Source organism: Pseudomonas sp. R2-7-07 (genome assembly GCF_003852355.1).
In the GTDB taxonomy this organism is placed as follows: Bacteria; Pseudomonadota; Gammaproteobacteria; order Pseudomonadales; family Pseudomonadaceae; genus Aquipseudomonas.
This window is the reverse complement of the sequence record NZ_CP027759.1, coordinates 3455618-3471651: the sequence shown is the minus strand read 5'-3', so window position 1 is coordinate 3471651 and position 16034 is coordinate 3455618. Positions and strand designations below refer to the sequence as shown.

The window sequence follows — 16034 nt, the reverse complement described above, 5'->3', positions numbered from 1 at the left end:
CCACCCCTAATAGGAGCATCACCCCTATGAGCGTGCCCGAACCCAAAGCCGCCCTGGAACGCCTGCACCACTGGGCACAGCTCACGCCGTTGCACATCGCCCTGCGCCACAAGCGCCAGGGCCAATGGCATGCCTGGCGCTGGATCGACGCGTTGCGCGACGTCGAACGCGTGGCTGACGGCTTGCGCCAGCAGGGCTTCAGCGAACAGTCGCGGCTGGCGCTCAGCGGCGCATTTGAGCCGAACCTATTGTTGCTGGCGCTGGCCGCCCAGTCGGTGGGCGGGCAGGTGCTGACGCTGGCCGACAGCCTGGAGCCCCAGGCCTTGCAGCAGCAGCTGTGGCGCATTCGCCCCAGCCACGCCTACGTGCAGGGTCGCCAACCCGACTGGGAGTTCACCCAGCGGTTGGACTTCGCCCAGCTGCTTGGCCCCTTAGATCCCGCGCAACGCATCAGCCGCTGGTGGCACCCCACCGGCGAAACCCTGCTGTGGAGCGAGGAGGGCACCCACTGGCAAGGTGGCCTCGCCGTGGTGTTGGAACAATGGCTGAACAGCGGCCACGGCCTGGCCTTCCCGGAGACCCTGGCCTCGGCGCGGCGCGATCGCAGCGAAGTTGCCCCCACCGGTCTGCTACTGTCGCCCGAACGCTTGCAGCACCTGGCCGACGACATCGAAAACCGCCTTGCCCCCCGCGGCACCTGGCGCCGACGCCTGTGTGACTGGGCCATCGCCCATCCGCAAAGCGGCCTGCGCCGGTTGCTGAAGAATCGTGTGCGTACGCTGCTGGGCTTCCAGCGCCTGGGCTACATCTGGCAACCGCTTAAAGCCACTGCCGAGCCTACCTGGCTGGCCGAATTCAAACGGGACATTGCATGAGCCAGGCCATTCTCCAGGTGCGTGATATTTCGCTGTCGTTCAAAGGCGTCAAGGCCATCAACGCGTTGTCTTTCGAGGTGCGGCGCGGTGAGATCTGCGCGCTGATCGGCCCTAATGGCGCCGGCAAAAGCTCGCTGCTCAATGTGCTCAATGGTGTGTATCGCTTCGATGCCGGCGAGATCCTGTTCGAGGCACAACGCTTGCATCGCATCGACCCGCTGAGCGCTGCGCGCAGAGGCATCGGCCGTACGTTCCAGAACAATGCGCTGTTCAAAAAAATGAGCGTGCTGGACAACCTGCTCACCGGCCTGTCGCGGCATATGCGCAGCACCTTCATCGAACAGGCCCTCGGCTTGCCCCGCGCGCGGCGCGAAGCCGAAGCGTTCCGTGAGCGCGCCCAGGGCATCCTGGACTTCCTGGAGTTGCAAGCCCATCGCGAGGTGCTGGTGGGCAACCTGTCCTATGGCTTGCAAAAGCGCGTGGAACTGGGCCGGGCGTTGATCGCCGGGCCCAGTCTGTTGTTGCTGGATGAGCCCATGGCCGGGATGAACGCCGAGGAAAAACAGGAAATGGCGCGCTTCGTCGCCGACGTGAACCGTGACCTGGGCACCACCGTGGTGTTGATCGAGCACGACATGGGCGTGGTGATGGGCTTGTCCGACCATGTGGTGGTGCTCGATTACGGGCGCAAGGTCGGCGACGGCACACCCGCCGAGGTGCAGGCCAATCCCGAGGTGATTGCGGCCTACCTGGGAGTGACACATTGATGACCTTCTTCTTTGAAACCCTGCTCGGCGGCCTGCTCGCCGGCACCTTGTATTCGCTGGTCGCCATCGGCTTTGTGCTGATCTACAAGGCCAGCGGCGTGTTCAACTTTGCCCAGGGCGCGATGCTGCTGTTTGCCGCGCTGACATTCGTCAGCCTGCATGACCAGGGCGTACCGTTTGCCTTGGCGTTGCTGCTGACGGTGATCGTGATGGTCGTCGGCGCCTTGCTCATCGAACGCCTGGTGCTGCGGCCGCTGGTGAACCGTTCGCAGATCACCCTGTTCATGGCCACCCTCGGCCTGTCGTTCATTATCGAGGGCCTGGCGCAAGGCTTGATGGGCTCGCAGGTGCGCGCGCTGGACCTGGGCATCGACGACGTGCCGCTGTTCGTCGGGCCGCTGATGCTCAGCCAGTTCGACCTGATCGCTGCGGCCACCGCCGTGGTGCTGGTGACGGTGCTCGCGCTGCTGTTCAACAAGACCCGTATCGGTGTGTCGTTGCGCGCGGTGGCGGATGACACCACGGCGGCGCTGTCCATTGGCATCAACCTCAACCGCATCTGGCAGATCGTCTGGGCAGTGGCCGGCATCGTCGGGCTGGTGGCCGGGCTGTTGTGGGGCGCGCGCCAGGGCGTGCAGTTCTCCTTGTCGCTCGTGGTGCTCAAGGCCTTGCCGGTGCTGATCATCGGCGGCTTCACCTCGATTGGCGGGGCGATTGTCGGCGGGCTGATTGTCGGCGCGGCGGAGAACCTCGCCGAGGTGTATATCGGCCCGTGGATCGGCGGCGGCATCACGCCGTGGTTCGCCTATGTCGTGGCCCTGGCCTTTCTGTATATCCGTCCCGCCGGCCTGTTTGGCGAGCGCGCTATCGAGCGAGTCTGAAGCCATGTCGACCTCTGTTGCACAACCCACCGCGCCGCTGCTGCTGGTGCCGCGTCGCTTGCCCTGGGGCCTGTTCGCCTGGCTGGCGCTGGCGTTTATCGCGGTACCGCTGTGGGGCGATGATTATTGGCTCAATGCGATTCTGGTGCCCTTCCTGGTGCTGTCGCTGGCCGGGTTGGGCCTGAACCTGCTCACCGGTTACACCGGGCAGACATCGGTCGGCGCGGCGGGCTTCATGGCGGTCGGGGCTTTCGCCACCTACGGTTTTCTGCTGCGCCTGCCAGAGTTGGGCTTGCCGATGGCGTTGCTCGGCGGCGGGATTATCAGCGCGCTGGTGGGCCTGTTGTTCGGCCTGCCCAGCTCGCGGATCAAGGGTTTCTACCTGATGGTGACGACGCTGGCGGCGCAGTTTTTCCTTGAATGGTTGTTCGTCAAATTCCCCTGGTTCTATAACTACGGCTCTTCCGGGACTATTTCCGCCCCGCAGCTGACGCTGTTCGGCCACGACCTCAATACCCCGTTGGGCCGCTACTGGCTGACCCTGGTCACGGTGCTGCTGTTGACCTGGACCGCCGTCAACCTGGTGCGCAGCCAGGTGGGGCGCAACTGGATGGCGATCCGCGACATGGACACCGCGGCCGCCGTGGTCGGCATCCCGGTGGTGCGCTACAAGCGCCTGGCGTTCGCGGTCAGCTCGTTTTACTTAGGCGTAGCCGGTGCGCTGTGGGCCTTCGCCTACCTGGGTACGGCCAGTGCCAGCAGCTTTGATATCAACCGCTCGTTCCAGATCCTGTTCATCATCATTATCGGTGGCATGGGCAGCATCGCCAGCAACTTCGTCGGCGCGGCCTTTATCAGCTTGCTGCCGATCCTGCTCAGCCACGCCGGGCAGGCGCTGTTCGGCGGCGCGGTGGATGCGGGGCAGTTGCAGAACCTGCAGAAAATCATCTTTGGCGTGTTGATCATCGTGTTCCTGATCAAGGAGCCCGAGGGCCTGATTCGCCTGTTGCACAACCTGCGTGAGCGTCTGCGGCACTGGCCGCTGCGCTTCTAACCTTCCCTCAAGAGAATCTCCATGCGTGCATCCCTGAAACGTTCGCTGGTCGGCACCGCATTCGCGCTGGCGGCCTTGGCTGGCGCCGTGCCCCAGGCCTGGGCTTCGCCCGACCAGCAATTCATTCCCCTGGCCACCTACCGTGTCGGCGCCTATGCCTCCAGCGGCGTACAGGTGTGGGCCGGGATGATCGACTACCTGCGCTATATCAACGAAGTCGAAGGCGGTATCAACGGCGTGAAGCTGGTATGGCAGGAGTGCGAGACCGAATGGACGGCGGAGAAGGGCATCGAGTGCTACGAGCGCTTCAAGAATGGCTTGGACGGCGCGCCGGTCGCGGTGTACCAGCCCAACGGCGCGCCGGCGGCCTACGCACTCAGCGAACGGGCGGAAGTGGACAAGATCCCGCTGATCACCTTGGGTTACGGGCGCACCGAAGCCACCGATGGCACGGTATTTCCCTACAACTTCCCGGTGATGCTGACCTTCTACAGCGAGGCCTCGACCCTGGTGAACTACATCGCCGAGCGCGAAGGCGGCTTTGACAAACTCAAGGGCAAGAAGATCGCCACGGTCTATCACGACTCGGCCTACGGTCGCGAAACCCTCGGCCCATTGAAGTTGCTTGCCGAAAAGTACGGCTTTGAAAATATCCAGATCCCGGTGGCCGACCCCGGCAACGAGCAGTCGGCGCAGTGGCGCCAGGTCCGCCAGGCCAATCCGGACTGGGTATTCCTGCGCACCTGGGGCGTGTCGACCCCGGTGGCGGTGAAGACGGCGGCGCGCTTCGGCTTCCCGGTCGACCATATCATCGGCGATATCTGGGCCAGTTCCAGCGAAGACGTGTTGCCCGCCGGTGTCGCCGCCAAAGGCTACCTGGCGCTCACGCCGTACCCGGCAGGCAGCGATTTCGAGATCCACAAACGCCTCAAGCAATACGTCCTCGACAAGGGCCACAGCGACCTCAAGGACCTGAAAAACTTCGGCAGCGTGTACTACAACTCAGGCCTGGTGAACGCCGCCGTGGCGGTGGAGGCGATCCGCACGGGCCAGGCCCGCTTCGGCAAGCGCCCGCTCAATGGCGAAGAGGGCCGCTGGGGCCTGGAACACCTGAATATCGACGATGCGCGCCTCAAAGACATGGGCTACCTGGGCCTGATGCAGAACCTCAAGCTGTCCTGCCGCGACCACGAGGGCGGCGGCTCGGCGCGGGTGCAGCAGTGGGACGGTGCCAACTGGGCGCTGATCAGCGACTGGATCGCCGCTGACCGTGCGCTGTTGCGTCCGCTGATCGATGAAAAATCCGCCGCGTTCGCCAAGGAAAAACACCTGACGCCACGCGCCTGCACCGGGGATGAATAAACCATGAACCAGCCTGCCATCGAGCCAGGGCGCCCGGCGTTGCTGACGGTCGACGACATCGAGGTGATCTATGACGGTGCGATCCTGGCGGTGGCCGGGGTGTCGCTGAGTGTGCCCAAGGGCGCCATCGTTGCGTTGCTCGGCGCCAATGGCGCCGGCAAGAGCACCACCCTCAAGGCCATTTCCGGGTTGGTGCGGGCCGAGCGCGCAGAAGTCAGCCGTGGCCGAATCGAATACGCCGGCCACGACTTGGCGGGTGTGGACCCCAGCCAGCGCGTGCGCCAGGGCATGGTGCATGTGCTGGAAGGCCGTCATGTGTTCGGCCAGCTCACGGTGGAAGACAACCTGCGCAGCGGCGGCTTCGTGCGGCGCTTGAGTCGCAAGGAACTGGCCAGCGACCTGGAGCGAATCTACACCTGGTTCCCCCGGCTCAAGACCAAGCGCCACACCCGCGCCGGGCTGACCTCCGGGGGCGAGCAGCAGATGGTCGCGATTGGCCGGGCGTTGATGACCCGTCCTGCGTTGGTGCTGCTCGACGAGCCATCGATGGGGTTGGCACCGATGATCGTGCAGGAGATCTTCGCGATCATTGCCCAGCTCAACCGCGACGAGCAGGTGAGCTTTCTGATCGCCGAGCAGAACATCAACGTCGCGCTCACCTATGCGTCCCAGGGCTACGTGCTGGATACTGGGCGAGTGGTGCTGAGTGGCAGTGCCGCCGAGCTGTTGGCACGGGGTGATTTGCATGACATTTATCTGGGTAAACGCTAAGGGCGAACGGGCATGAGTGAATCCATCCGCAACGCTGATGTACTGATCGTCGGCGGCGGCCTGAGCGGTACGATGCTGGCGGTGCAGTTGCTGCGCCTGCCAGGCCGGCGGCGCCTCCTGGTGATTGAGCCGCGCGCGGAACTGGGGCGGGGCGAGGCCTACAGTGCGATCGAGCTGGGCCACACCTTGAACGGCAATGCGGCGCGCATGAGTGTCGACCCGGACAATGCCGATGACCTGACCCAATGGCTCACCGCCTACATCGACGCCGGGGGGTGGCCGGAATCGGCCCAACAGCCCGTGCCCATCAGCGAACTGTTCCCGCCACGCGGGATTTTTGGCCTGTACGCGCAGCAGCGCCTGGCTGAGGCCAAGGCGCTGTCGGCTTCCACGGTCGAGCATGTCCGTGCAGAGGTGGTCGACTTACAGGTTGAGGCTGCCGGCACCTTGGTGTCCCTGGATAACGGCGAACGCCTGCGTGGCACCTTTGCGGTATTGGCCACCGGCATGTTCCCGGCGGCCCGCACGCCCCAGACCGAATCCAGCGGACTGAACGCTGCGGCGCTGGACCCGTGGGACGTGCAGGCCATGACCCAGCTCGACCCGCATGCGACCGTGCTAATCATCGGCTCCGGGCTGACCATGGTGGATGCGGTCGTGTCCCTCGAACAGGCCGGGCACCGTGGGCCGATCAAGGTGTTTTCGCGTCACGGTCTGTTGCCCCATGTGCGCCGCCAGCCGCCGGGCTGGGACGATTTTCTTGGCGCTGATCAGCGGCTGCGCAGCCCTCGGCAACTGGTGCGTGAGGTGCGGCGGCAATGCCGCATCGCGCTCGAGCAGGACGTCGATTGGCAGGCGCCGCTGGACACGGTTCGGGTGCATATTGCCAGGTTGTGGAGCCAGGCCAGCGACCGCGAGAAACGCCAGTTCGTGCGGCATGTGCGGCCGTGGTGGGAAAGCCATCACCACCGTTCGCCGCCGTTGAGTGCGCAGTTGGTCGAACGCTTGCACGCGCAAGGGCGCCTGCAGGTTCACGCGGCGTCGTTCAAGGGGCTGGTGCCTTCGGCCAGCGGTGTGACGATTGCCTTGCGCCATCGCGGCGAGCAGGCGCTCACCCAGGCGCACGGCGCGGCGCTGATCAACTCCAGCGGCATCGAATACGACTGGCGCCGCGTGGCCAGGCCGTTGCCGCAGCAATTGCTCAAGCGCGGGTTGATCCGGCCGGGGCCGTTGGCGCTGGGGATTGCGGCGGATGCCAGCGGTGCAGTGCTCGATGCTCAGGGCCAGGTGAGCGGGCGGCTGTTCGCCATGGGCCCGCCGCTGCGCGGGATGTGGTGGGAGAGTACGGCGGTGACCGATGTGGCGATTCAGGCTAAAGCACTGGCCTTGAAACTGACCCAAATCTAAATGTGGGAGGGGGCTTGCCCCCGATGAGGGTATATCAGCCACTGCACCTGTGACTGACCCATCGCCATCGGGGGCAAGCCCCCTCCCACATTTGGATCTGCATTTATTTTGAGATTTTCACCAGTCCAGGCTTGAGGCCGAACACCTCAACCCCTTGAGCAGTCGATTGCCCGGTGGTGACTTTCACCCGCTCCACCGGTTTATCCATCGCCTCGCGGTATTCCACGGTCATGTCCGCCTGGATCGCCTCGCTCGGCACCACAATCGCCTGCGCATTGTTGTAAGTCACAATGGTCAACCGCGCGCTCATCCCCAGCCGCACCCGCTGCAATTGCTGCGGCGTGAGCCTGGGGATCGACAAGGTCACCGCAAACTGCGCGCTGCCCTGGCTGTCGTTGGCGATCGCCAGGCCACTGACCACGCTCACCGAGCCCGTCAGGCGCTCACCGTCAAACCCATCGCCCATGACTTCCACCGCTTGCCCTTGATGCAGTTGGTTGATGTCCAGTTCAGAGACCTTGGCGACGATTTTCAAACGCTCGATATTGGCCAGGCCGAACAGCACCTGGCCCTGGCTGACCTTGCTGCCGGCTTGTACCGGTGCGGTGTTAGTGCTGCCGCCCTGGGACGTGGTGCTGTTGCCGGGCGCGGGCACCACGATGCCAGAGAAGGGCGCTTTGACCTCCTTGCCTTCAAGCAGGGTGTGCAGGGCGTCATATTTGACCGTGGCGTTGGTCAGCTCCATATCGGCGATCTGCCGGTATACGCCCTTGCCCTGCTCCAGCGCCTGTTGCAGTTCACTGCGCGCCGCTGTCAGGTCCAGCTGTTGCTGCTGGGTCTGTTGCTTGAGGTCGTCGAGCTCGTTGCGCGGGATGATGCCGCGCTTGAACAGGTTTTCGCTTTCAGTGAGTTTGCGCTGGGTATTGCCGGCAGTCATTTCTGCGGTGCGCAGGCTGCGCCGGGCCCGGCTGACGGCGGCGCTGCTGTCCCAGTCCTGCATTTCCTGCACGGTGCGCCGCGCCTTGAGCTGGGCCGAAAGGGCTTCGCGCAGTTGCACTTCTAAGGTGGCCGGGTCCATGCGCAACAGCACCTGGCCGGCCTCGACGCGTTGGCCTTGCTCGACCAGGTTGGCCAAGACATTGCCGTCGAATGGCGCGGTGAGCGTAACGGTGGTGTCGGGTTCGATCTTGCCCACCAGGCCGATCTGGTGCACCAGCGGGTCGGGCTTCACTGCCAGCCATTGTTCACGGGTGGCCGGCCCTTCGGCCGGGCTGCGCAGGGCGAGCCCCACCGCTGCCAGCAGCACGATCAACACAGCACCCAGCAGGCGTTTGCGATTAGTAGTCATTGAGGGCGATTTCCCAGCTTTCCAGGGTCATGCCCAGCGTCAAGTCAAGCTGGGTCTGAGCGTTCAAATAAGCGATCAGCGCATTGAGTCGCGCGTTTTCGGCGTTGCGCAGGTCAGTCTCGAAGCTCAGCACCTGAAAGTTGGTGGAGCGCCCGGCGCTGAGTTTTTCCCGTTCGATCTCGATCTTGCGCCGCGACAGCTCCACGGCGCGCTGGGAGATTTCATATTGGCGCCAGCGGGTGCCGAGGTCGCGCACCACGTCGTTGACGTTGCGTTCCAGTTCCTGGCGGGCGTCGGTAATGCGAATTTCCTGGTCCTCGACATTCACCCGCGCGCGTACTTCTGCCTGGCGCGTGCTGATGTCACCGATGGGGATCTGCACCTGTACCCCGGCGTAGCTGTCCCAGGTGCGGTTATTGGTACGGCCGTTATCGTTATCGTAGGCGTCGCGCACCTGATTCGCACCGGCCACCAGGTCCACTTGCCAACGCCCGGAGTCCTTGGCGATCACCAGGTTCAGGTCGGCTTGCTGGCTGCCCAGCAGCGCGGCGAGGTATTCCGGTTGCTGGGTTTGCGCGAGGTTGAACGCCTGGCGCCTGTCTATTTCCATGGGCCTGGCCTCCAGGGCTTCGGTGGCGCGAATCGGCGTGGACAGGTCCAGGGCCAGCAGGCGCAGCAGGGCCAGGCGACTGGTATCCAGTTGGTTCTGCGCTTCTTCGACGCCCAATTGCTGGGTGGCGATGTCGGCTTCGGTCTGCACGATTTCGAACTCGGCCATGCGCCCGGCGCTGATCAATGCCTTGTTCACCTCCAGCAGGGTGTTGGAACGCTTGAGCGCGTCCTGGACGATCACCTGTTGTTCCTGGGCCCGCAGCAGCTCGCGGTAAGTCGCGATGATCTGGCTGATGGTTTGCGCCACGGTAGCCTTGAGGTTGAGACGGTTGGCCTGTTCCGCCAGGCGCGACAGGCGCAACGGCGCCGTGGTGGCGTCCCAGCCGGCGCCGCGCATCAGCGGCTGGATGACGGCCAGGTCAAGGCCGTCGCTGCGGTAACGGCCGGCACGGTCAGCGTTGTTCAATTGCTGGGTCCAGGCCATGCTCAAACGGGTGCCGTATTCGCCGAGCAGGCTGGTGGACGGTGCGAGGTTGGCGTTGCGCGCGCTGTCCTGGGAACCGCGTGTGCCACGGTAATAACTGTTGAGGGTGAGCTTGGGGTTGAACACGTCTTCGGCGACCCGCAGGTCGAACTTCTGCGCGACCCGCTGCAGGTAAGCGCTGCGGATCGCCGGGTTGTTGCGCAGGCCCAGGTACACGGCGTCGCCCAGGGTCAAGGTCGTCACCTGGGCGTTCAGCGATATGCCGCGGTCATAGCCGCTGCGGGTGCTGCTGGGCGCCGAGGGTTTGACCACCACGTCGGCCGCCATGCCGGGCAGGCTGATCAGCGCCAGCAGCAATAGCCCTTTATTCATCGCGCAAGGCCTCCACCGGTTGCAGCCGTGAGGCCGAGACCGCCGGGTAGATGCCAAAGAACAGACCCACCAGCAACGTACTGCCGACGCCCAGGGGCAGGGCGGCCACCGCCAGGGAAAATGCCCAGCCCGACAGCCACGCGTAGAACCAGGCGGCGGTCATGCCCAATACCGCGCCGCACAACGCGCCGACGGCGGTCAAGCTGACGGCTTCGAGCAGGAACAGGTTGCGGATATCCCGCTGGCGCGCGCCCAGGGCCATGCGGATGCCGATTTCACGGCGCCGCTCCGATACGTTCATCAGCATCACATTCATCACCCCGACACCGCCGCCCACCAGCGAAATCGCGCCGAGGGCCAACAGCAGATAGGCGAAGGTGCGGCTTTGGCGGGTCATGCCATCGATCATTTGCTGGGGCACGGTGATGTCGACCGTGTGCTCGGTCAATTGCGGTTGCAGCGCGGCGGCGGCGTCCCGCGCCACACGTTCCATGTCTTGTCCAGGCTGGGCGCGGATGATCACATTGTTGATCTGCGGGCTGGCGAGGATACGCCGCATGCCCTCGACGGGAATGAACAGCGATTCATTGGCTTGTACCGGCATCAGCATCGCGCGGGGCTGGTTGTGCAGGATGCCGATGATCAGGAACAGGTAGTCGTTGATGCGCACGCGGTCGCCCAGTTTGAGCGGCTCACCGGGTGCGCCGAGCGCCTGGGCGACCTGGTCACCGATCACCCCATAGGTTTCATTGGCATCGAAGGCGGACAGGAAACGCCCCTCGCGCAGCGCCAGGCGCATGGCGGCGTGCACATCGGGGGTGCTGCCGACGAAGTTGGCATTGGCGCTGCGGCCATGGAACACGATGGGCCCGCTGAACAGGCTGAGCGCGCCGATATGGGCGATGCCCGGCACAGCCTGGCGCACCGGTTCCAGGTCGATCTGGCTGCGCATCGCTACGTTGCTGGTGCCTTTGGGCGGGAACTGGACGACCAGGGTGTCGGTGCCCATGTCCTTGAAAATCATCGCGGCGTCGGTCGCGGCGTTATGGCCGATATTGATCAACGCCACCACCGATGAACTGCCGATCACGATACCCAGCAGGGCCAGCACCGAGCGTTTGCCCAGGGTGCGCAGGCTGATGAACGCTTCATGCAGCAGTTGGCTCAGGCTCTGCTCGACCCGCAGGCTCATCGGCGCTGGTCCTCGTGCACTACGCCGTTGCGCACCCGGATCTTGCGCTCCAGCCGCTCGGCGATCTGCGCGTCGTGGGTGACGATGATCAGCGTTACCTGTCGCTCGCGATTGAGGGTGAGGAGCAGGTCCATGATGTCTTGGGCGGTGCTGCTGTCGAGGTTGCCGGTGGGTTCGTCGGCGAGGATGACCGAGGGCTTGCCGACCAGCGCCCGCGCGATGGCGACGCGCTGGCGTTGACCACCGGAGAGGTCGGCGGGACGATGGTGGGCGCGCTCGGCCAGGCCGACTTGCTCGAGCATGCGCAAGGCCTGCTCCACCGATTCATGGCGAGATACGCCACGATAACTGAGGGGGAGTGCGACGTTGTCGAGGGCGCTGAGGCGCGGCAGCAGGTTGAAGCTCTGGAATACGAAACCGATCTGCTGGTTACGGATCGCCGCCAGTTCATCCGCCGTGGCGTTGAAAATGTCATGGCCGGCGAAGTGGTACTGGCCGCAGTTGGGCAAGTCCAACAGGCCGAGGATATTGAGCAGGGTGCTTTTGCCGGAGCCGGATGCGCCGAGGATGCCGCAGCTGTCACCGCTGGCGATGGACAGGCACACGTCATTCAGAATCGACAGCTGTTGCCCGGCAAGCTGATAGCTTTTGCCGATGCCTTGCAGGGAAATCAAGCTGGGGTGCGCGAGGGTCTCGGTCATCATGACTACGCCTGCAGTCTCGACGGTCTGGGGTGGCCCTGCAAATCTTTGTAACAAGTTTGCGGGGCTGCCGATGCCGTCACCGACTAGTTTAATTTCTTGTTTTTAAAAAATTGTTTGAATAGTAACCGCGTTCAATCCGCTTCGCCAGCTGTGGATGTAGAGCGGTTTGTTGCGTTGAGACGACGTTTGCGCAGGCCTCGCGAAGGGTTGAAAATCCGTTGGCGGCCATGAATATTCGCGCATGCAAGGCTTTTGCTCATATGGCACCGTGTCATTACTTGCATTCGAACGAAGGCCCCGGTATAAAAAATCAAATTATTTTTTAAAACAATATTTCCCCCGTGGAACCCTTATGGCCGCGAAGAAGCTCAGCGCTCCAAACATTACCAAGACTCGACTGCTGGATGCGACAGAGGCGCTCTTTATTAAGTACGGATATGACGCGGTTTTATTACGGCAGATTACCGAGCGCGCCCAGGTCAACCTGGCTGCGGTGAACTATCACTTCGGGGACAAGGACTCCCTGATGAAAACCCTGCTGATGCAGCGCCTGGAGCCGCTCAACGAGCAGCGCCTGGAATTGCTGGCGCGTTGCGAGGCCGAATCCGATGGCCCGCTGGACTGCGACACGCTGCTCGGCGTGCTGTTCGCCCCGGCCATGGGCCTGGAACGCAGCGATCCAGCCAGTGGGGAAGGGCGTTCCTTCATCCGTTTTCTCGGTCGGGTGTACAGCGACACCTCGCCGTTTATCCAGGAATACCTCAAGGTGCATTACCAGCCGGTGTTCCAGCGTTTCTTCGAGGCGTTCGCCCTGGCATTGCCGGATTTGCCACGCAATGAACTGGGCGTGCGCCTGCAATTCGCGCTCAAGGCGATTTCCGGGGTAATGGCCGGCACTGAATTGCGCCTGTTGATGAACTCCATGAGCCTCGGGCGCCCGGCGACGGATGCCGAAGTGATGGCCAAGTTGATCACCCTGGTATCGGCGGCCATTCGTGTGCCGCAGCAGAGCGCTGAGGCCGAAACGGCCTTGGCCAAAGTGCTGGAGACCCAGCGGGCGATTCGTGAGCAGGCAACAACGCCTGCCGGCAAGGTTGCGCGCTAGGTCAAATCCAGGGCAAAAAAAAGCCCGCTGGGGCGGCGGGCTTGATATGCAACGTTTGTAACGGATGAGGCTTCACACTACGTCTCGGCTTGTGAATAAAACGTGAAAAATATGTAAGAGAAAGTGTGAATACGTTAATGCGAGCAAATTTACCCAAAGGCCTTCTCTAAATTTTCCAGCGAGGGGCACTTTTCGCCAGCCGCTGGCGCATCTGATCCACGTTATCCGCCAGTTGTACGGTCAACAATCGATAACCATCCAGCGCACTGTATACGGGTGCATCCAGTGTGGTTTGGGTGCCGCTGGCGGTATGGGGGCGTTGCAGACGCTCCGTAACGCCCGATTTCAACGCCCGTGCCATTCCCACCAACTGCACCCGAATCTGCCGATGCTCGGCCTTGAGCATCACGCGCATCCGCGCGGTAGCTTGCTCATCACGCGGGTCCGGTCGGGTATTGCCAAGAATCTCCAGGGTGCTGATGCACATGCGCAGGTGCCGCTGGAGTTTATCCAGCTCGGTCATGGAAATTCGCACTTCCTTGGACACCGACGGCATCAGCGAGCGCAGTTGCAGCATGGCCGCGTTCAAGCGGTTGAGGAGTTTGAGGTGTTCGTCATCGGTGACCGATTGGCCATTGATGATCCGGCTGTAGATCGCTGCACAATCGCGCAAGGCACTGGCCAGGTTGTAGCGCCACGAGTACACCGCGTACAACGGCAGGGCGAAGGAAAACGCCAGGGCCAGCGCGATGCCGATCAGGATGTCGACGGTGCGCCACAACCCATCCGAGATCGGGTTGTCGCCGTGCCCGGCCACGATGAACACCGTGATCGCCGACAGCAGCGCGATATAGCCGCCCTTGCCGATGGCGTGGTAGGAAAAGAACCCACACACCGCCGACATCAATAAGTAGGTGAGCAGCGGCATACCCAGCCAGGCATGTTGCACCACCACCAACAAGCCGACGCTGGCCCCGATCAACGTACCGTAGGCGCGCTCCACGGCTTTCTTGCCGATATTGCCGTGGTGCTGCAACCCGCCGATCACGATCAGCATGGTCACCGACGCCCACTCACCATGGGGCAGGTTGATGCCGGTGGTCAGCAGGATCGTCGCCAGCAAGCCGATGGACACGCGTACCGCGTGGATCAGCTTGGCATGGCGATAGCGGCGGTACGGGTCGAGCACAGGGCGCAGCAGGCGCCGGGCGAGCATAGGCAGGTTCATCGGTAGTAAAGGGGCCTCATCCATCAGGGTAAACTCGGTCAAACAATGTGGGAGGGGGCTTGCCCCCGATGACGGTGTGTCAGCTAACAGACTCTTTACTGATCCACCGCCATCGGGGGCAAGCCCCCTCCCACATTCAGATCGGCGTTGTGCTTAGAAAATGTAGTCGGTGCTGATGAAGCTCGAGTCACGGTTGCGCAGGATATCGCTGAGCAACGCCTTGTTGCTCTCCTGGAACTTGGTCGCGACCAAGGTGCGGATCGAGAACACACGCAGCGCGTCATGTACCGACAACGTGCCCTCGGCCGAGTTCTTGCGCCCGTTGAAGGGGAAGGTGTCCGGCCCGCGTTGGCACTGGGCGTTGATATTGATCCGGCCGACCTGGTTGGCGAAGGTATCCACCAGGCGTCCGACTTCGACGGGGTTGGTACCGAAAATGCTCAACTGCTGGCCGAAATCCGAGTCCAGCACGTAGTCGATCACGGTATCCAGGTCACGGTAGGGCACGATCGGTACGACGGGGCCGAATTGTTCTTCGTGGTACACGCGCATCTGCGGGCTCACCGGGTACAGCACCGCCGGGTAGAAGAACGACCCACGGCTGCTGCCACCTTCGGCGTTGACAACCTTGGCGCCGTGCCGCGCCGCATCGGCTACCAGTTCGTTGAGATAATCCACCTTGCCCACTTCCGGCAACGGCGTCAGCGCCACGCCATCGTCCCACGGCATACCGGGCTTGAGCGTCGCTAGCTTGGCGTTGAACTTCTCGATAAAGCTATCGACCACATCCGCGTGCACAAACAGGATTTTCAACGCGGTGCAACGCTGGCCGTTGAACGACAGCGAGCCGGTGAGCGCTTCGCTGACCGCGTTATCAAGGTCGACCTCTGGCAACACGATGCCGGGGTTTTTCGCATCCAGGCCCAATGCGGCGCGCAGGCGGTGGGGTTTTGGATGCAGTTTTTTCAGGTCGCTGGCGGCTTTGTTGGTGCCGATGAAGGCAAAGATATCGATCTTGCCGCTGGCCATCAGCGCGCTGACGGTTTCGCGGCCGCTGCCGTAGATCACGTTGATCACCCCGGCCGGGAAGCTGTCGCGGAACGCTTCCAGCAACGGGCGGATCAACAGCACGCCGAGCTTGGCCGGCTTGAACACCACGGTATTGCCCATGATCAGCGCCGGGATCAGCGTGGTGAAGGTCTCGTTGAGCGGGTAGTTATAAGGCCCCATGCACAGCGCCACGCCCAGCGGTACGCGGCGGATTTGCCCCAGGGTGTCCTGTTCCAGTTCGAAGCGGCTGCTGCGCCGGTCGAGTTCCTTGAGGGCGTTGATGGTGTCGGTGATGTAGTCACAGGTGCGGTCGAACTCTTTCTGCGAGTCCTTGAGGTTCTTGCCGATCTCCCACATCAGCAGCTTGACCACCGCGTCGCGCTGTTCGCGCATGCGCCGCAGGAAGGCTTCCACATGCTGGATGCGCTCGGCCACGCGCAGGGTCGGCCATTCACCCTGGCCCCGGTCATATGCGCGCACGGCCGCGTCGAGGGCGGTAAGGGCGGTCTCGGCATCCAGCAGCGGGGTGCTGCCGATGTGCACGCGTTCATCGCCAAGTTGCACCGGGCTTTGGATGCGCGCCAACGGGCCATTCCACACCCGCAACTGGCCGTCGACCAGGTAATCACGCTGTTCAATCGGCGCGCCCAGGCGAAATGGCTCGGGAATGTCGGCGGTAGAGGCGGGAAACAACTGGGCGAGCAGGTTACTGGTGGTCATGGCGCTACCCCTGGAATAGTTGCAAAACATGACTAGAGAGTCACCCATACCAGGGCTCTATGGCAAGGCTTGCGCGCTTTCCCCTGCGCATTCCGGGTGCTT

Annotated in this window: 14 protein-coding genes; 8 read left to right on the top strand and 6 right to left on the bottom strand. The window is 63.2% G+C overall.

What is annotated here, in order from left to right:
• Positions 1-26: 26 nt before the first annotated feature.
• From C4J86_RS15840 to C4J86_RS15810, 7 genes are read left to right on the top strand one after another with little or no spacing between them, the layout of a single operon-like run.
• Entirely contained in the window at positions 27-875 is an 849-nt protein-coding gene (locus tag C4J86_RS15840; RefSeq protein ID WP_124371092.1) for an AMP-binding protein, read from the top strand.
• Positions 872-1642, top strand: a complete 771-nt coding sequence (locus C4J86_RS15835; protein ID WP_124371091.1) for an ABC transporter ATP-binding protein — start codon at positions 872-874, stop codon at positions 1640-1642. Before C4J86_RS15840 ends, C4J86_RS15835 begins: the two co-directional genes overlap by 4 nt.
• Positions 1642-2523 carry a branched-chain amino acid ABC transporter permease gene (locus tag C4J86_RS15830; protein ID WP_124367443.1) on the top strand — a complete coding sequence of 294 codons (882 nt, stop codon included), beginning with the start codon at positions 1642-1644 and terminating at the stop codon, positions 2521-2523. Before C4J86_RS15835 ends, C4J86_RS15830 begins: the two co-directional genes overlap by 1 nt.
• Positions 2524-2527: 4 nt before the next feature.
• A complete protein-coding gene (locus tag C4J86_RS15825; RefSeq protein ID WP_124371090.1) occupies positions 2528-3577 on the top strand; it encodes a branched-chain amino acid ABC transporter permease in 1050 nt (349 codons plus the stop codon).
• A 21-nt stretch (positions 3578-3598) separates the two neighbouring features.
• The gene (locus tag C4J86_RS15820; protein ID WP_124371089.1) at positions 3599-4939 is read left to right on the top strand and encodes an ABC transporter substrate-binding protein; all 1341 of its coding nucleotides are present in this window, start codon (positions 3599-3601) and stop codon (positions 4937-4939) included.
• Between the two features lie 3 nt (positions 4940-4942).
• Positions 4943-5710, top strand: coding sequence for an ABC transporter ATP-binding protein (locus C4J86_RS15815; protein ID WP_124371088.1), 768 nt, complete (start codon positions 4943-4945; stop codon positions 5708-5710).
• A 12-nt stretch (positions 5711-5722) separates the two neighbouring features.
• On the top strand, positions 5723-7117 hold the full coding sequence (locus C4J86_RS15810) for an FAD/NAD(P)-binding protein (protein WP_124371087.1): 1395 nt from the start codon (positions 5723-5725) through the stop codon (positions 7115-7117).
• Between the two features lie 103 nt (positions 7118-7220).
• On the opposite strand, the gene C4J86_RS15805 is transcribed toward C4J86_RS15810, so the two are convergent.
• From C4J86_RS15805 to C4J86_RS15790, 4 genes are read right to left on the bottom strand one after another with little or no spacing between them, the layout of a single operon-like run.
• Positions 7221-8465: an efflux RND transporter periplasmic adaptor subunit gene (locus C4J86_RS15805; protein WP_124371086.1), complete on the bottom strand. Its 1245-nt coding sequence runs from the start codon at positions 8463-8465 to the stop codon at positions 7221-7223.
• Positions 8455-9933 carry a TolC family protein gene (locus C4J86_RS15800; protein ID WP_124371085.1) on the bottom strand — a complete coding sequence of 493 codons (1479 nt, stop codon included), beginning with the start codon at positions 9931-9933 and terminating at the stop codon, positions 8455-8457. Before C4J86_RS15800 ends, C4J86_RS15805 begins: the two co-directional genes overlap by 11 nt.
• Complete coding sequence (locus C4J86_RS15795) at positions 9926-11125, bottom strand: ABC transporter permease (protein ID WP_124371084.1); 1200 nt, start codon at positions 11123-11125, stop codon at positions 9926-9928. Before C4J86_RS15795 ends, C4J86_RS15800 begins: the two co-directional genes overlap by 8 nt.
• Complete coding sequence (locus C4J86_RS15790) at positions 11122-11829, bottom strand: ABC transporter ATP-binding protein (protein ID WP_124371083.1); 708 nt, start codon at positions 11827-11829, stop codon at positions 11122-11124. The genes C4J86_RS15795 and C4J86_RS15790 overlap by 4 nt, the downstream gene beginning before the upstream one ends.
• Before the next feature lie 352 nt (positions 11830-12181).
• Here C4J86_RS15790 and C4J86_RS15785 point away from each other — a divergent pair, with 352 nt between their 5' ends.
• Positions 12182-12934, top strand: coding sequence for a TetR/AcrR family transcriptional regulator (locus tag C4J86_RS15785; RefSeq protein WP_124367434.1), 753 nt, complete (start codon positions 12182-12184; stop codon positions 12932-12934).
• A 166-nt stretch (positions 12935-13100) separates the two neighbouring features.
• Here the strand turns inward: C4J86_RS15785 and C4J86_RS15780 are convergent, their stop codons facing one another.
• Together C4J86_RS15780 and C4J86_RS15775 are read right to left on the bottom strand one after the other, a co-directional pair.
• On the bottom strand, positions 13101-14162 hold the full coding sequence (locus tag C4J86_RS15780) for an FUSC family protein (protein WP_124363311.1): 1062 nt from the start codon (positions 14160-14162) through the stop codon (positions 13101-13103).
• 153 nt (positions 14163-14315) lie between these two features.
• Positions 14316-15932, bottom strand: a complete 1617-nt coding sequence (locus tag C4J86_RS15775) for an NADP-dependent glyceraldehyde-3-phosphate dehydrogenase (RefSeq protein WP_124371082.1) — start codon at positions 15930-15932, stop codon at positions 14316-14318.
• Positions 15933-16034 lie beyond the last annotated feature (102 nt).

What these genes read in the sequence shown, in the direction of transcription:
- C4J86_RS15840 (WP_124371092.1), top strand. Translation starts at nt 27, where the DNA reads ATGAGCGTGCCCGAACCCAAAGCCGCCCTGGAACGCCTGCACCACTGG.
- C4J86_RS15835 (WP_124371091.1), top strand. Translation starts at nt 872, where the DNA reads ATGAGCCAGGCCATTCTCCAGGTGCGTGATATTTCGCTGTCGTTCAAA.
- C4J86_RS15830 (WP_124367443.1), top strand. Translation starts at nt 1,642, where the DNA reads ATGACCTTCTTCTTTGAAACCCTGCTCGGCGGCCTGCTCGCCGGCACC.
- C4J86_RS15825 (WP_124371090.1), top strand. Translation starts at nt 2,528, where the DNA reads ATGTCGACCTCTGTTGCACAACCCACCGCGCCGCTGCTGCTGGTGCCG.
- C4J86_RS15820 (WP_124371089.1), top strand. Translation starts at nt 3,599, where the DNA reads ATGCGTGCATCCCTGAAACGTTCGCTGGTCGGCACCGCATTCGCGCTG.
- C4J86_RS15815 (WP_124371088.1), top strand. Translation starts at nt 4,943, where the DNA reads ATGAACCAGCCTGCCATCGAGCCAGGGCGCCCGGCGTTGCTGACGGTC.
- C4J86_RS15810 (WP_124371087.1), top strand. Translation starts at nt 5,723, where the DNA reads ATGAGTGAATCCATCCGCAACGCTGATGTACTGATCGTCGGCGGCGGC.
- C4J86_RS15805 (WP_124371086.1), bottom strand. Translation starts at nt 8,465, where the DNA reads ATGACTACTAATCGCAAACGCCTGCTGGGTGCTGTGTTGATCGTGCTG.
- C4J86_RS15800 (WP_124371085.1), bottom strand. Translation starts at nt 9,933, where the DNA reads ATGAATAAAGGGCTATTGCTGCTGGCGCTGATCAGCCTGCCCGGCATG.
- C4J86_RS15795 (WP_124371084.1), bottom strand. Translation starts at nt 11,125, where the DNA reads ATGAGCCTGCGGGTCGAGCAGAGCCTGAGCCAACTGCTGCATGAAGCG.
- C4J86_RS15790 (WP_124371083.1), bottom strand. Translation starts at nt 11,829, where the DNA reads ATGATGACCGAGACCCTCGCGCACCCCAGCTTGATTTCCCTGCAAGGC.
- C4J86_RS15785 (WP_124367434.1), top strand. Translation starts at nt 12,182, where the DNA reads ATGGCCGCGAAGAAGCTCAGCGCTCCAAACATTACCAAGACTCGACTG.
- C4J86_RS15780 (WP_124363311.1), bottom strand. Translation starts at nt 14,162, where the DNA reads ATGAACCTGCCTATGCTCGCCCGGCGCCTGCTGCGCCCTGTGCTCGAC.
- C4J86_RS15775 (WP_124371082.1), bottom strand. Translation starts at nt 15,932, where the DNA reads ATGACCACCAGTAACCTGCTCGCCCAGTTGTTTCCCGCCTCTACCGCC.